Raw genomic sequence first — 14,190 nt, forward strand, 5'->3', positions numbered from 1 at the left:
TCTCGTGGTCGACCCCCTGACAGCGGAGGAGACACCATGGCTGAGAACACCGATGTCGTCGTGATCGGCGGCGGATACGCCGGCGTCATGGCGGCCAACCGGCTGACGCGGCGCGACGACGTGACCGTGACGCTGATCAACCCGCGCCCGTCCTTCGTCCACCGGCTCCGCCTGCACCAGCTGGTCGGCGGGACCGGCGACGCGGTCGTCGACTACCGGGAGGTCCTGGCCGACGGCGTGGCACTGGTGGTCGACACCGTGACCCGGATCGACGCCGCCGCGCGCGGCGTGACTTTGGCGAGCGGTGGCACGGTCGGCTACGACCACCTGGTCTACGCCGTGGGCAGCGGGAGCCCCGACCCGGATGTGCCCGGGGCGGCGCGGTTCGCCTACCCGGTCGCCACCCTGGAGGACGCGCAGCGCCTGCGGCCGGCTCTCGACGCGGCGTCCGCGTCGGCCCCGGTGACGGTGGTCGGAGCCGGTCCGACCGGCATCGAGACCGCCGCCGAGCTGGCGGAGGCCGGCCGTACGGTGACCCTGGTCTGCGGCGGGGTGCTCGGCCCGTACCTGCACCCCCGCGGGCGGCGCTCGGTCGCCAGGACGCTGGCCGGCCTCGGAGTGACCGTGCTCGACGGCACGGACAGCAAGGTGACGGCGGTGACCCGCGACACCGTACGGCTCGCCGACGGCCGCACCCTGCCGAGCGGGGTGACCATCTGGACCGCCGGATTCGGCGTGCCCGACCTGGCCGCGCGCAGCGGGCTGAGCACGGACGCCCTGGGCCGGCTGCTCACCGACGAGACGCTGACCAGCGTGGACGACGAACGCATCGTCGCGGCCGGGGACTCGGCGGCGCCGTCGGGCCTGCCGCTGCGGATGAGCTGCCAGACCGCGATGCCGCTGGGCGCACGGGCCGCCGACACGGTGCTCAGCCGCATCGCGGGGGAGCGACCCGCGACGCTCAACCAGCCGTTCGCAGCCCAGTGCCTGAGCCTGGGGCGACGGACCGGCGTCTTCCAGTTCGCCCACCGCACCGACGTCGCACTGGGATTCCACCTCGACGGCCGCACCGGCGCGAAGCTCAAGGAGATGGTGTGCAGCGGCGTCGTCAAGCACCTGGCCGACGAGGCCCGCAAGCCGGGTGCGTACCGCCTGCACCGAATCCCGGGAGGTGCCCAGCGCCGGCAACTGCTGGAGACCCGGCGCGCCGAGGCGCCGTCCGTCGCCGACCCGGTGGCCTGAGCCCCGCGCGGAGAGTGGATCGGCGTCCGGGGCGCGGGCGCGAGTCCGGGGCGCGGGCGCCGACCGCGCGGGCCGTCGTCGGCCGCTGCGCCTGCGCCCGCCGGGGGGCCGACAATGGGTCCATGGGTTCGAGTGAGCGGGCACGGCACTGGCAGTACGCCGAGTTGCCCGGCGTCGATCTGCTGCGGGCCCGGTACATCCGGAAGACGTTCGTCCGGCACACCCACGAGGGCTTCGTGATCGCCGCGATCGCGGACGGGGTCGAGATCTTCCAGCACCGGGGCGCCGACGAGTACGCCGGGCCGGGCGCGCTGGCACTGGTCAACCCGGACACGCCGCACACGGGGCGGGCCGGAGTGCCCGAGGGATGGCGGTACGGGGCCGTGTATCCGTCGCCCGAGGTCGTAGCGGAGATCGCGGCCGAGACGACCGTCATCCGCGGCACCCCGGGATTCGTCAGTCCCGTGCTCGACGACCCGTACGCCGCCGGGCTGGTGCACCAGGTGCTGCGCGCCGCCGACGAGGGCAACGCGCTGGCCGCCGACACGCTGCTGCGGGTGGCGGTGACCCGGCTGCTCCGGCTGAACGGCGGGACGCTGCCGCAGCGGCGGGTCCGGACGGCCGGGGCGCGGATCGCGGCCCACGCGCGGGCCGTACTCGAGGAGCGGATGGCCGAGCCGCCCACCCTGGAGAAGCTGGCGGCAGACCTGGGAACCAGCCCCTTCGCGCTGCTGCGGGCCTTCCGGTCGGCGTACGGGATGCCACCGCACGCCTGGCTGACCGACGCGCGGGTGCGCCGGGTGCGGCGGCTGCTGGACGCGGGCAGCTCTCCCGCGGAGGCCGCCGTCGCCGTGGGGTTCACCGACCAGCCGCACCTCAACCGGCACTTCAGCCGGATCGTGGGGGTGCCCCCGGGGGCCTACCAGCGCGAGCGCAAGAACGTACAAGACGCGTCGCGGCGGCTCCGCCTACCGTCCGAAGGGTGGCAGAGGAAACAGCTTTCGCGGACATACGCGCGGACGACGGAAGACCGCGTGGGAGCGCAAAACCGGGCGGCAACGGAGGCCCGCGCGGCGCCGGAAGGCCGGACGACAGCGGAAAGCCGTACGACGGAGCAAAGCCGTACGACGGAGCAAAGCCGGAGGGCGGAGGACGGCCGGACGACGGAGGAAGGCCGGAGGGCGGGGGAGGGTCCTACGACGGAGAAGGGCCGGACCACGGAGGAATGCCCCACGACGGAGACATGCCCCACGGCGGAGGAAAGCCGGACGCCGCCGTCGTCCGGGACGCCCTCGGCGTCGGAGTGGCCGTAGGGCTGTCCGGGTTCGCCTTCGGGGTGACCTCGGCGGGCAGCGGGCTGACGTTGGCGCAGACCTGTGTGCTCAGCCTGCTGGTGTTCACCGGCGCGTCCCAGTTCGCGCTGGTGGGGGCACTCGCCGGTGGAGGGAACCCGGTGACCGCCGCGGCCGGTGCCCTCTTCCTGGGCGTGCGCAACGCCTTCTACGGGCTGCGGCTCTCGCAGCTGCTGTCGCTCCCCCGCGCGGTGCGGCCGTTCGCCGCCCAGTGGGTGATCGACGAGACGGCCGCCGTCGCGCTGGCGCAGCCGACGCGCCGCGCGGCCCGCATCGGGTTCGCCGTCACCGGACTCAGCCTCTACCTGTTGTGGAACCTCACCACGCTGCTCGGCGCGCTCGGCGCCGAGGCCATCGGCGACATCGACGCCTGGGGACTCGACGCGGCCGGACCCGCGGTCTTCCTGGCGCTGCTGGCGCCGATGCTGAGGGCCGCCACAGAGCGGGCCGTCGCCGCGCTCGCCGTGGTCCTGGGCCTGGGGCTGCTCCCGGTGCTGCCCGCGGGCGTGCCGGTCCTGGTGGCCGCCCTGGCGGCGCCGGCCGTGCTGTGGGCGCGGGGCCGCCGCAGGACGGGGGAGGAGGGCCGGTGAACACCTGGATCGCCATCGCGGTGACCGTCGCGGGCTGCTATGCCGTCAAGCTGGCCGGACTGATCGTCCCCGCCGGTGTGCTGGAGCGCCCGCTCGTCCGGCGGCTGGCCGCGCTGCTGCCGGTCGCCCTCCTCGCCGCCCTCACGGCCCAGCAGACCTTCGCCGCGGGGCAGACGCTGGTGCTGGACGCGAGGGCCGCGGGGGTCGCGGCGGCCGGGGTGGCGCTGGTGCTGCGCGCGCCCTTCCTGCTCGTCGTCGCGGCGGCCGTCGTGGTGACGGCGGGGGTGCGGGCCCTGGGCGGGTGAGGTCAGCCGATGGGGCGGCCGTGCGCCCTGAGGGTGCGCAGGGCCTCGACCGTCACCATGGGGCGTGCCTCCAGGGCGGGGCCGGGCGCCCACTGGCGCCAGCGGATGGGCCAGCCGCCGTCCTCCTGCTGCTCGCTCGCCAGGTGGTCCAGGGAGCGTGCCATCTCGTCGTCGGTGAACCACGCGCGCGCGAGGGACTGCGGTGTCGGCGCGTAGTCGTGCGGGAAGTGGTGCTCGCCCGGGGCGTAACCGGGGGCGACGGGGTAGGCGTCGAGGCGGTCCGGGTCGAGGGCCGCCAGCCGCTGCTCGCGCACCAGGCGGCCCAGCCGGTCGGCGGCCGCCTCCGCGCGGGCGCGGTCCGGCGCGGCGTCCAGGAAGGCCACGGCGGCCTGGATCTCGTACGGATGCGACCGTTCCAGGGACTCCACCGCCTGCCAGCAGAAGTCCGTGGCGCGGAACAGCCAGGCGTGCCACACCTCGTTGCGGTGCAGCAGACCGACCACCGGACCGGTGGCGAGAAGTTCACTGGGCGGATCGTCCACGACCGGCACGAAGGGGGCCGCCGGATAGCCGCGCTGGCTGGGATGGACGGCCGGCAGCGCGCCGTCGGCCGTGGACACGGAGGTCAGATAGCGGCACACCCGCTCCACGCGCTGTCCGCCGCAGCGCCCGATCGAGTCCAGCACGCGCAGGGCCCGCGCGGTGTGCAGCGGCTGGCTGACGGGGCCGCGCAGATCGGGTTCCAGGGCGTGGCCGTAGCCGCCGTCCTGGTTGCGGTAGGCGTCCAGCGCGGTCTCCACGGGGTCGGCGCCGCCGTTGAGGAAGTGGTATGCGAAGAGGCGCTGTTCCAGCACCCGCGCGGTGAGCCAGACGAAGTGTTCGGCGCGGAAGAGCGGGGAGCGCGCCGGGGGCGTGGTGGGGAGTGGGGATGCTCCTGGTTCGGCCATGGCTCAGACCGTAGGGCGAAAAGGGGGCCCGGCAAGCGGTCCCGGATCGAGCCCACTCTCAGGGGCGGGATACTGGTGTCATGCGGTTGACGGTCTTCTGGGAGCGGATGGCGGAGCACTTCGGGACGGGGTACGCCGAAACCTTCGCGCGCGATCACGTGATGTCGGAGCTGGGCGGGCGCACCGTGCAGGAGGCGCTGGCCGCCGGCTGGGAGGCCAAGGACGTGTGGCGCGTGGTGTGCGACGTCATGAACGTGCCGCAGGAGAAGCGCTGACACAGGAGAAGCGCTGACAAGGGGCGCTGACAGGGGTGGGCAGGGCGCGGGCAGGGTGCCGGCAGGCGTGGACGGGCGGTGACGGGTCGCCGGCGGGTCACGAAGATCGCGGGCCGGTGACCGGATGTCGGTGGCGTGGGCGAGACTTGCACCGTGGCAGCGACAGATGAGACCGGGCAGGCAGCCCAGCACGCATCCTCGAACGGCACGACGCCGCCCGCCCGGCCCCCGGCCGACGGCGCCGCCGCGCCCGGCGCGCGCATGCCGCGCTGGCTGCCCCGCGCCATGGTGCTGGCGCTCGCGCTCATCGCGGTCTTCCAGCTGGGCAGTTGGGTCTTCCACCAGCTCACCGGCCTGCTGATCAACATCCTGATCGCGTTCTTCCTGGCCCTCGCCGTCGAGCCGGCGGTGAGCTGGATGGCCGCGCGCGGGGTCCGCCGCGGGCTCGGCACCTTCCTGGTCATCCTCGCCGTGCTGATCGTGGCCGCCGGCTTCGTCACCCTGCTGGGGTCCATGCTGGCGGGCCAGATCATCACCATGGTCGAGAACTTCCCGAACTACCTCGACTCCGTGATCAACTGGGTCAACGCCCACTTCCACACCGATCTGAGACGGGTGGACATCCAGGAGGGCCTGCTCCGCTCCGACTGGCTGCGCAACTACGTGCAGAACAGCGCCACCGGCGTGCTCGACGTGTCCGCGCAGGTCCTCGGGGGCCTCTTCCAGACGCTGACGATCGCCCTGTTCTCGTTCTACTTCGCCGCCGACGGACCGCGGCTGCGCCGGGCGATCTGCTCCGTGCTGCCGCCCGCGCGGCAGGCGGAGGTGCTGCGCGCCTGGGAGATCGCCGTCGACAAGACCGGCGGCTACATCTACTCGCGCGGCCTGATGGCGCTGATCTCCGGAGTGGCGCACTACGTGCTCCTGGAGGTCCTGGGCGTGCCCTACGCGCCCGTGCTGGCGGTCTGGGTGGGCCTGGTGTCGCAGTTCATCCCCACCATCGGCACCTATCTCGCGGGCGCCCTGCCCATGCTGATCGCCTTCACGGTGGACCCCTGGTACGCGCTGTGGGTGCTGATCTTCGTCGTGATCTACCAGCAGTTCGAGAACTACGTCCTGCAGCCCAAGCTGACCTCGAAGACCGTCAACATCCACCCGGCGGTCGCCTTCGGCTCGGTCGTGGCCGGCACCGCGCTGCTCGGCGCCGTCGGCGCACTGATCGCCATCCCGGCGGTCGCCACGCTCCAGGCGTTCCTCGGGGCGTACGTGAAGCGGTACGCCGTCACGGACGACCCCCGGGTCCACGGCCACCGCGGGCGCGGTGCCGGACCCGGTCCGGTCGTACGGGTGCGACGGCTGTGGGAGAGGCTGCGCGCGCGGCGGCAGTCTCGTACCTAGCGGTACCCGAGCGCCCGCACGGCGCTCGCGCACCGCGTGCCTCGCTTGACACGAAAATCGAACATCCATTCATATGGAAGCTCCGGCGAGGTTCTCGGTGGGTGTTTCGACATGCTTTGGCAGGAGAAATGCCCGAGTTATCCACAGGCCGGACCCGCGTCGGGGCGCATTGTCAGTGGCAGGCGTTAGCGTCTTTGACGTGAAGCGATCGACTCAAGCAAACCGGGTGGAACCCATGGCAGGAACCGACCGCGAGAAGGCGCTCGACGCCGCCCTCGCACAGATTGAACGGCAATTCGGCAAGGGCGCGGTCATGCGCATGGGCGAGCGGTCGAAGGAGCCCATCGAGGTCATCCCGACCGGGTCGACCGCGCTCGACGTGGCCCTCGGCGTGGGCGGCCTGCCCCGCGGCCGTGTCGTGGAGATCTACGGACCGGAGTCTTCCGGTAAGACCACGCTGACCCTGCACGCCGTGGCCAACGCGCAGAAGGCCGGCGGTCAGGTCGCCTTCGTGGACGCGGAGCACGCCCTCGACCCCGAGTACGCGCGCAAGCTCGGCGTCGACATCGACAACCTGATCCTCTCCCAGCCCGACAACGGCGAGCAGGCCCTGGAGATCGTGGACATGCTGGTCCGCTCCGGCGCCCTCGACCTCATCGTCATCGACTCCGTCGCCGCGCTCGTCCCGCGCGCGGAGATCGAGGGCGAGATGGGCGACAGCCATGTCGGCCTCCAGGCCCGCCTGATGAGCCAGGCGCTGCGGAAGATCACCAGCGCGCTCAACCAGTCCAAGACCACCGCGATCTTCATCAACCAGCTCCGCGAGAAGATCGGCGTGATGTTCGGCTCCCCGGAGACCACGACCGGTGGCCGGGCGCTGAAGTTCTACGCCTCGGTGCGCATCGACATCCGACGCATCGAGACGCTGAAGGACGGCACGGAGGCAGTCGGCAACCGCACCCGCTGCAAGGTCGTCAAGAACAAGGTCGCGCCGCCCTTCAAGCAGGCCGAGTTCGACATCCTCTACGGCCAGGGCATCAGCCGCGAGGGCGGCCTGATCGACATGGGCGTGGAGCACGGCTTCGTCCGCAAGGCCGGCGCCTGGTACACGTACGAGGGCGACCAGCTCGGCCAGGGCAAGGAGAACGCGCGCAACTTCCTCAAGGACAACCCCGACCTGGCCAACGAGATCGAGAAGAAGATCAAGGAGAAGCTGGGCGTCGGCGTGCGGCCCGAGGAGCCGGCCGCCGAGCCGGGCGCGGACGCCGCGGTGACCACCCCCGCCGCGGACGACGCCGCCAAGTCGGTGCCTGCCCCGGCGGCGGCGAAGACGGCCAAGACCAAGGCCGCGGCCGCCAAGAGCTGAGCCCGTGACACGGCGAACCGACTGGCCCGAGTACGCCCACCCCGGACCCCCGTGGGAGCCGGGGAGCGAGGACGACGTGCACGCCGCCGGGCAGGGTGACGGCCGACCGGACGGCGACCCGCGCCACTCGTACGACCCGTACGGCCCGTCTCCCGATGAGGGGACGAGCGGAGGCTCCCCGCGCGGCGCGGGCGGCTCACGCGGACGGCGTGGACGTCGGCGCGGCTTCGGGGATCCGCCCGCCGAGGACGGGGGCTCCTCTCTCTCGTCGAGGGCCGAGAAGGGGGAGTCCTCAGGGGACCCGGTCGAGCGGGCACGGGCGATCTGCCTGCGCCTGCTCACCGGGACCCCGCGCACCCGGAAGCAGCTCGCGGACGCCCTGCGCAAGCGGGAGATCCCGGACGACGCCGCCGAGGAGGTGCTGTCGCGCTTCGAAGAGGTGGGACTGATCGACGACAGCGCCTTCGCGGACGCCTGGGTGGAGTCCCGGCACCACGGCCGTGGACTGGCCCGGCGGGCGCTCGCCCAGGAGCTGCGCACCAAGGGCGTCGACTCCACGCTGATCGACGCGGCGGTCGGCCGGCTCGACTCCGAACAGGAGGAGGCGACCGCGCGGGAGCTGGTCGCCCGCAAGCTGCGCGCCACCCGCGGCCTCGACCGCGACAAGCGGCTCCGCCGCCTCGCGGGAATGCTCGCCCGCAAGGGCTACTCCGAGGGCATGGCCCTGCGGATCGTCCGGCAGGCGCTGGAGGAGGAGGGCGAGGACACGGAGTTCCTGGGGGACGACGGGTTCTGACCCGAGGCGCCTGACCTCCCCGAGGCGCCTGACCTCCCCGAGGCGCCAGACGGCCCTGACGTGCCAGACGGCCCCGACCTGCCGACGTGGCGCCGTACCGCCGCGGGCCCTGGACACCGTGGACGCGCGGGGGCGCCGATCGCGTTCAGGGCCGATGGGGCACACCGTTCCCGTCCGCACGTCCTTCCCGCCCGCACACCCTCCCGTCCGCCCGCACCGCTTCCCCCGCCGAGCTCTCCGCCCCATCCCACCCGCTAGCCCCGCTCGACCACCGGCAACCCCGCCGCCCGCCACGCCTGGAAGCCGCCCACCAGATCCGTGGCCCGGTGCAGTCCCAGCCGGTGCAGCGACTCGGCGGCGAGGGACGACGCGTATCCCTCGTTGCAGAGCACCACGACCCGCAGCTCATGGCCGGTGGCCTCGGGCAGGCGGTGGCTGCCCCAGGGGTCGAGCCGCCACTCCAGCTCGTTGCGCTCCACGACCAGGGCGCCCGGGATCAGCCCGTCCCGCTCGCGCAGCGCGGCGTACCGGATGTCCACCAGCAGTGCCTCACCGGCCTGCTGGGCGGCGTACGCCTCCCGCGGCCCGACCCGCTGATACCGCGCCCGCACCCGCTCCAGCAACTGGTCGATGCCCACCGGCTCTCCGCGTTCACCGCGCTCGCCGCCGCTCACTGCCAGTCCTCCGGGCGCTCGACCTGCTCCAGGCGCAGCACCTGGCCGGTGCGGCTGTAGCGGCGGATCCGCGGCAGCGGCGGATAGTAGGCGTGGACCGAGATCGCGTGCTCCTCGGTGGACTCGTTGAGCACCTCGTGGACGTGGTGGCGGCCGAAGGCGCGGCCTTGACCGGCCGGCAGCAGGCGCGGCCGGTCCACGCCCTCGGTGAGTTCCAGGGTCTTCCAGCCGTCGGTGGGCAGCCGTGCGGCCAGCGCGTTCTCCCGTAGCTCGCCGCGCGCGGTGAGGAAGGCGCCCACCGAGTCGGCGTGGTCGTGCCAGCCGGTGCCCGTGCCGGGCGGCCAGCCGATCAGCCAGGCCTCACTGCCGCCGGGTCCCTGGAGCCGCACCCAGGTACGGCCTTCCGGATCGAGCGGCAGCGAGTCGATCAGTGCGGTGTCGGCGGCCGTACGCCGGACGAACTCCAGCAGATCGGCCTGGGTGGGCGCGGAGCCGCGCCCCGCCCCATGGGCGTGGACGGAGGGGGAGGTGGAGGAGAAAACGGCAGACACGTGAACCGTCCTGATGAGTTCGCGGAAAACGCGCGCGACAACGCGACAGGCGACAACGCGACGAGCGGCGCGCGCGGCGGAGAAGGGAAGCGAGATCAGCAGGACGGTCGACACACGCAGCCCGCATAGCGGACGAGGTCCATGTGGACCCGTCGCCACAGGCGCACGCAGGTGTCGGTCACGATCCGGAGTACACCACGCCGGTCCGGACGGGTCAACTTGCTGTCACCATGTGGACACAGGGTGACAGACGGGACGGGAGACCTCAGCGGGAGCCTGCCCCGGCCTCCGCCTGGACTCCGGCTTCCGCTCCGAGCCCGGCCTCCGCCGGACCGCCGAGCGTCGCCTCGGCCGCCGCGTAGAGGTCGGCGGGGCGCACCCCGTTCAGGGCCGTGACGAGATGGCCGTCGGGCCGGACGAGGAGCACGGTGTGGGCGGCGGCGCCCGGGTAGCTCTCGGCGACCAGCAGCTCGGCCGGGTGCGGCAGAGCGGCCACCGCTGCCGCGAGCCGGGGCATGATCCCGGCCCTCGCCCAGTGCTTGCGCTCCCACACACCGGTGCCGGGCGCGATCAGGACGACGAGCAGCGCACCCCGGCCGAGCCGGTCCCGCAGCCGTACGAACGAGCCGTCCTCCGCGGTGACCACGACATCCGTGACCGGCGCCCCCGGCGGGGTGCCGACCGGGACCTCGGCCTCGATGTGCCGGGGGGCGAGCGGGGAGTCCTCGTAACCGCCCGGGGCGCCCAGCGGACCGCTGCCCAGGTGCCCGTCGGTGAGCAGGGCGTCATGGCCGCGGGCGGCGCCCGGGACGTACGAGCGCAGGCCCTTGCCGCCGCGGACCAGCGGCAGCGCCTGGTCGGCGGCGCGCAGCCGGGCGGCGACGACTGCGCGCCGCTCCGCCTGATAGCTGTCGAGCAGCGCCTCGTGCGGCCCGTGGTGCCAGGCCAGCGCCAGCTTCCAGGCGAGGTTGTCGGCGTCCCGCAGCCCCTCGTCCAGCCCCTGGGTGCCGAGCGCGCCGAGCAGGTGGGCCGCGTCCCCGGCGAGGAAGACCCGGCCCGCCCGCCAGCGCCGGGCCAGCCGGTGGTGGACGATGTGGACTCCGGTGTCCAGCAGCTCGTACGACGGTGAGGCCTCACCCGTCCAGCCGGTCAGGGTCTCCTGGACGCGCGCCAGCAGCAGCTCGGGCGTGACCAGGTCCTTGCCGGGCGGCAGCAGCCAGTCCAGTCGCCAGACGCCGTCCGGGAGCGGACGCCCTGTCACCTCCCCGGCCGAGGGCCCCGACGACCGCCACGGCGGCATCCGGTGGAGCAACGCCTGACCCGGCCACGGAAGTTCCGTCCGCAGCGCGGCCACGGCGTGCCGCTCCACCGCCGTACGGCCGGGGAATCGGATGTCCAGGAGCTTGCGCACGGTCGAGCGGGGGCCGTCGCACCCCACCAGGTAACTGCCGCGCCACCAGGTGCCCTCGGGGCCGCGGGTGTGCGCGCTGACGCCCGAGGACTCCTGCTCGACGGCGTCCAGCCGGCTGTCCACGACGATCTTGACGAGTCGTTCCCGCACCAGCGCGGCGCGCAGGGCGTCGGTGAGTACGTGCTGGGCGATGTGCAGCGGGGACGTGAGGGGCTCGGGGTCGTCCGTGTCGTCCTCGGGGGCCTCTCCGAACGTGATCTCGCACATCACCTGCTTGCGCCGCATCGACCGCCATCCGGCCCAGTACGCGCCGGCCTCGTCCAGCCGCATCCCGGTCAGCCGGGACAGCAGCGCGGCGGTGTCCTCGTGCAGGGCGACGGTGCGCGCCAGCCGCCGTTCGTCCTTGCCCGGGCCCTCGTCGAGGACCACGCACGGCACCTCCTGACGCGCCAGCGCCAGGGCGAGCGTCAGCCCGACGGGCCCCGCTCCGACGATGATCACCGGGTCCACGGCGCGGCGCCCCCTGCCCGTGACGGTGTCCTGAGGGATGTATGTGAACAGGAAGTTGGAGCAGGGTGCACGATCACAGAAAGTATGCAACCTATTGCGGGTGCTTGCGTCAAGTGACGAAGGCAGTGGCGGGTCCGCCACTGCCTTCGCGTTTACAGGGAAGCTGTTGGTGCGTCAGTTCTTTGGCGGATGGGTGAAACCGCCGAAGCCACCTGGGCCGCCGCCTTCGCCACCGGTCCCGAAGGAACCGCCGACCGCTGCCGGGTTCAGCTCCTCCACCTCGTCGGCCCCGAGCACCGCGCCCGTCGACCGCTTGCTGCGCCGCAGCCACCCCTCCAGCCAGCTCGCGAAGCTGGTGAGGATGAAGTTGACGATGATGTAGATGATCGCCACGACGATGAAGCTCGGGATGACGTTCGCGTAGTTCGCCGCGAGCGTGCCCCGCGCGTTCAGCAGCTCCGTGAAGCCGAGCATCACGCCGCCCAGCGCGGTGTCCTTCACGATGACGACCAGCTGGGTGACGATCGCCGGGAGCATCGCCGTGACCGCCTGGGGCAGCAGGACGCTGGTCATCGTCTGACCCTTGCGCAGACCGATCGCCTGGGCCGCCTCCGTCTGCCCCTTCGGCAGGGCGAGGATGCCCGCGCGGACGATCTCCGCGAGGACCGACGCGTTGTAGAGCACCAGGCCGGTGACGACCGCGTACAGGGGCCGGTCCTCACTGCTGACGTCCGTGTAACGGGCGTAGAACTCGTTGGCGAACAGCATCAGCAGCAGCACTGGGATCGCCCGGAAGAACTCGACCACCGCGCCGGCCGGGCCTCGCACCCACGCGTGGTCGGACAGGCGGGAGATACCGAAGACGGCGCCCAGCGGGAGACCGATGATCATGGCCAGCGCCGCGGCCTTGAGCGTGTCGCCGAGGCCCGGGAGCAGATACGTGGTCCATGCCTCGGACTGGGTGAACGGCTTCCACAGGGACCACTCCAGCTGGCCCTTGTCGTCCATCACCGTGTAGACCCACCACAGCAGGAGGGCCAGCAGGACGAAGAAGACGACCGAGAAGATGATGTTGCGCCGCTTGGCCCGGGGGCCGGGAGCGTCGTAGAGGACCGAGGTCACCGCTTCACCGCCAGTCGCTTGCTCAGCCAGCCGAAGAACAGGCCGGTGGGCAGGGTCAGTACCACGAAACCGAGGGCGAAGACCGCGCCGATGAGCACCGTCTGTGCCTCGTTCTCGATCATTTCCTTCATCAGGAAGGCGGCCTCCGCCACACCGATCGTGGCCGCCACCGTCGTGTTCTTGGTGAGGGCGATCAGTACGTTCGCCAGCGGGCCGATCACCGAACGGAACGCCTGCGGCAGCACGACCAGCCGCAGGACCTGGCTGAAGCTCAGTCCGATGGCGCGGGCCGCCTCGGCCTGCCCGACCGGCACGGTGTTGATGCCGGAGCGCAGCGCCTCGCAGACGAAGGCCGCGGTGTAGGCGACCAGGCCGAGCACCGCGAGGCGGAAGCCCTGGACCTCGAAGTCATCGGGCGCGCCCATGGTCATGCCGAAGATGTCGGCGAGACCCAGCGAGGTGAACACGATGATGACGGTCAGCGGGATGTTCCGGACGATGTTCACATAGGCCGTGCCGAAGCCGCGCATCAGCGGCACCGGGCTGACCCGCATCGCCGCCAGCAGGGTGCCCCAGACCAGGGAGCCGATGGCCGAGAACACGGTGAGCTGCACCGTCACCCAGAAGGCACCCAACAAGGTTGGATCGTCATAGTCAGAAATGAAGTCGAACACGATCTCCCGCGCTTCCGGGTGTGTGGCGTACGTGGCGGACGTGGCGCGCCGCCGCCCTGATCGCGGTGGACGGCGGCACGCCTCGGCAATTCCGCGTTACTGGAGTGCCTGAGCCTTACTTGACGATGTTGCCGATCTTCGGGGCCGGCTCGTGCTTGTAGCCGGCCGGGCCGAAGTTCTCGTTGACGGCCTTCTCCCAGGACTTGTCGGCGACCATCTTCTCCAGCGCGTCGTTGATCTTGTTCAGGGTCTCGGTGTCGCCCTTCTTGACGCCGATGCCGTAGTTCTCGTTGCTGAGCTTCAGACCGGCCAGCTTGAACTTGCCCTTGTACTCGTCCTGCGCGGCGTAGCCGGCGAGGATCGAGTCATCGGTGGTCAGCGCGTCGACGGAACCGCTCTGCAGACCGGCGATGCACTCCGAGTAGGTGCTGTACGTCCTCAGCTGGGCCTTCGGAGCGAAGTCGTTCTTGACGTTCTGTGCCGACGTCGAGCCGGTGACCGAGCACAGCTTCTTGCCGTTGAGGTCGGTGGCCTCGGTGATGTCCGAGTCCTTCTTCACCAGCAGGTCCTGGTGGGCCAGCAGGTACGGGCCGGCGAAGTCGACCTTCTGCTTGCGCTCGTCGGTGATGGAGTAGGTCGCCACGATGAACTTCACGTCACCGCGGGAGAGCGCGTTCTCACGGTCGGCGCTCTTGGTCTCGACCCACTCGATCTCGTTGGGCTCGTAGCCGAGCTCCTTGGCCACGTACGTCGCCACGTCGACGTCGAAGCCGGAGAAGGAACCGTCGGGCTCCTTCAGACCGAGACCGGGCTGGTCGTACTTGATGCCGATCTTGATCTTGTCGCCGCCGCCGGAACCCGTGCCTTCGTTGTCCTTGTCGCCGTCACCGCCACACGCGGTCGCGGTGATCGACAGGACGAGCGCGGCCGCGGCCGCGGCGGTGACCTTGCGGAGCTTCATGGTGAACATCCTTTGC

At 72.0% G+C, this 14,190-nt stretch carries 15 protein-coding genes and 1 pseudogene; 8 read left to right on the plus strand and 8 right to left on the minus strand.

What is annotated here, in order from left to right; all coding sequences use genetic code 11:
• Window positions 1-36 precede the first annotated feature (36 nt).
• The 4 genes and pseudogenes from ACIG0D_RS27950 (at window position 37) to ACIG0D_RS27965 (ending at window position 3,489) form a co-directional block, all read left to right on the plus strand.
• The gene (locus tag ACIG0D_RS27950; RefSeq protein ID WP_399806125.1) at window positions 37-1,242 is read left to right on the plus strand and encodes an NAD(P)/FAD-dependent oxidoreductase; all 1,206 of its coding nucleotides are present in this window, start codon (window positions 37-39) and stop codon (window positions 1,240-1,242) included.
• 122 nt (window positions 1,243-1,364) lie between these two features.
• Window positions 1,365-2,232: pseudogene (locus ACIG0D_RS27955) on the plus strand (AraC family transcriptional regulator); the annotation flags it as partial.
• 253 nt (window positions 2,233-2,485) lie between these two features.
• Window positions 2,486-3,184, plus strand: coding sequence for an AzlC family ABC transporter permease (locus ACIG0D_RS27960; RefSeq protein ID WP_399806127.1), 699 nt, complete (start codon window positions 2,486-2,488; stop codon window positions 3,182-3,184).
• Complete coding sequence (locus ACIG0D_RS27965) at window positions 3,181-3,489, plus strand: AzlD domain-containing protein (RefSeq protein WP_399806130.1); 309 nt, start codon at window positions 3,181-3,183, stop codon at window positions 3,487-3,489. Before ACIG0D_RS27960 ends, ACIG0D_RS27965 begins: the two co-directional genes overlap by 4 nt.
• Before the next feature lie 2 nt (window positions 3,490-3,491).
• Here the strand turns inward: ACIG0D_RS27965 and ACIG0D_RS27970 are convergent, their stop codons facing one another.
• On the minus strand, window positions 3,492-4,436 hold the full coding sequence (locus tag ACIG0D_RS27970) for a hypothetical protein (RefSeq protein WP_399806132.1): 945 nt from the start codon (window positions 4,434-4,436) through the stop codon (window positions 3,492-3,494).
• 80 nt (window positions 4,437-4,516) lie between these two features.
• Here ACIG0D_RS27970 and ACIG0D_RS27975 point away from each other — a divergent pair, with 80 nt between their 5' ends.
• From ACIG0D_RS27975 to recX, 4 genes are all read left to right on the plus strand, one after another.
• On the plus strand, window positions 4,517-4,711 hold the full coding sequence (locus ACIG0D_RS27975) for a DUF3046 domain-containing protein (protein ID WP_365762362.1): 195 nt from the start codon (window positions 4,517-4,519) through the stop codon (window positions 4,709-4,711).
• Window positions 4,712-4,864: 153 nt separating this feature from the next.
• Complete coding sequence (locus ACIG0D_RS27980) at window positions 4,865-6,109, plus strand: AI-2E family transporter (protein ID WP_399806135.1); 1,245 nt, start codon at window positions 4,865-4,867, stop codon at window positions 6,107-6,109.
• A gap of 235 nt (window positions 6,110-6,344) precedes the next feature.
• Window positions 6,345-7,475 (plus strand): recombinase RecA, encoded by a 1,131-nt coding sequence (recA, locus tag ACIG0D_RS27985; protein WP_399806137.1) that lies wholly within the window; start codon window positions 6,345-6,347, stop codon window positions 7,473-7,475.
• 4 nt (window positions 7,476-7,479) lie between these two features.
• Window positions 7,480-8,271 (plus strand): recombination regulator RecX, encoded by a 792-nt coding sequence (gene recX, locus ACIG0D_RS27990; RefSeq protein WP_399806140.1) that lies wholly within the window; start codon window positions 7,480-7,482, stop codon window positions 8,269-8,271.
• Window positions 8,272-8,525: 254 nt separating this feature from the next.
• Here recX and ACIG0D_RS27995 read toward each other — a convergent pair whose 3' ends face one another.
• From ACIG0D_RS27995 to ACIG0D_RS28025, 7 genes are all read right to left on the minus strand, one after another.
• Complete coding sequence (locus ACIG0D_RS27995; RefSeq protein WP_399806397.1) at window positions 8,526-8,951, minus strand: rhodanese-like domain-containing protein; 426 nt, start codon at window positions 8,949-8,951, stop codon at window positions 8,526-8,528.
• The gene (locus ACIG0D_RS28000; protein ID WP_399806142.1) at window positions 8,942-9,496 is read right to left on the minus strand and encodes a cysteine dioxygenase; all 555 of its coding nucleotides are present in this window, start codon (window positions 9,494-9,496) and stop codon (window positions 8,942-8,944) included. Before ACIG0D_RS28000 ends, ACIG0D_RS27995 begins: the two co-directional genes overlap by 10 nt.
• Window positions 9,497-9,591: 95 nt before the next feature.
• Window positions 9,592-9,678, minus strand: a complete 87-nt coding sequence (locus ACIG0D_RS28005) for a putative leader peptide (protein ID WP_313960178.1) — start codon at window positions 9,676-9,678, stop codon at window positions 9,592-9,594.
• Between the two features lie 83 nt (window positions 9,679-9,761).
• Window positions 9,762-11,417 carry an FAD-dependent monooxygenase gene (locus tag ACIG0D_RS28010; protein ID WP_399806144.1) on the minus strand — a complete coding sequence of 552 codons (1,656 nt, stop codon included), beginning with the start codon at window positions 11,415-11,417 and terminating at the stop codon, window positions 9,762-9,764.
• A 174-nt stretch (window positions 11,418-11,591) separates the two neighbouring features.
• Complete coding sequence (locus tag ACIG0D_RS28015) at window positions 11,592-12,539, minus strand: amino acid ABC transporter permease (protein ID WP_399806146.1); 948 nt, start codon at window positions 12,537-12,539, stop codon at window positions 11,592-11,594.
• Complete coding sequence (locus ACIG0D_RS28020) at window positions 12,536-13,213, minus strand: amino acid ABC transporter permease (RefSeq protein WP_399806148.1); 678 nt, start codon at window positions 13,211-13,213, stop codon at window positions 12,536-12,538. Before ACIG0D_RS28020 ends, ACIG0D_RS28015 begins: the two co-directional genes overlap by 4 nt.
• Window positions 13,214-13,328: 115 nt before the next feature.
• Window positions 13,329-14,174, minus strand: a complete 846-nt coding sequence (locus tag ACIG0D_RS28025; protein WP_399806150.1) for a glutamate ABC transporter substrate-binding protein — start codon at window positions 14,172-14,174, stop codon at window positions 13,329-13,331.
• Window positions 14,175-14,190: the final 16 nt, after the last annotated feature.

The organism is Streptomyces sp. NPDC052773 (genome assembly GCF_044547145.1).
Classification (GTDB): domain Bacteria; phylum Actinomycetota; class Actinomycetes; order Streptomycetales; family Streptomycetaceae; genus Streptomyces.

Bases quoted from the DNA above. Each gene is read 5' to 3' on its own strand.
- ACIG0D_RS27950 (WP_399806125.1), top strand. From the start codon at position 37: ATGGCTGAGAACACCGATGTCGTCGTGATCGGCGGCGGATACGCCGGC.
- ACIG0D_RS27960 (WP_399806127.1), top strand. From the start codon at position 2,486: ATGCCCCACGGCGGAGGAAAGCCGGACGCCGCCGTCGTCCGGGACGCC.
- ACIG0D_RS27970 (WP_399806132.1), bottom strand. From the start codon at position 4,436: ATGGCCGAACCAGGAGCATCCCCACTCCCCACCACGCCCCCGGCGCGC.
- ACIG0D_RS27975 (WP_365762362.1), top strand. From the start codon at position 4,517: ATGCGGTTGACGGTCTTCTGGGAGCGGATGGCGGAGCACTTCGGGACG.
- recA (WP_399806137.1), top strand. From the start codon at position 6,345: ATGGCAGGAACCGACCGCGAGAAGGCGCTCGACGCCGCCCTCGCACAG.
- ACIG0D_RS28025 (WP_399806150.1), bottom strand. From the start codon at position 14,174: ATGAAGCTCCGCAAGGTCACCGCCGCGGCCGCGGCCGCGCTCGTCCTG.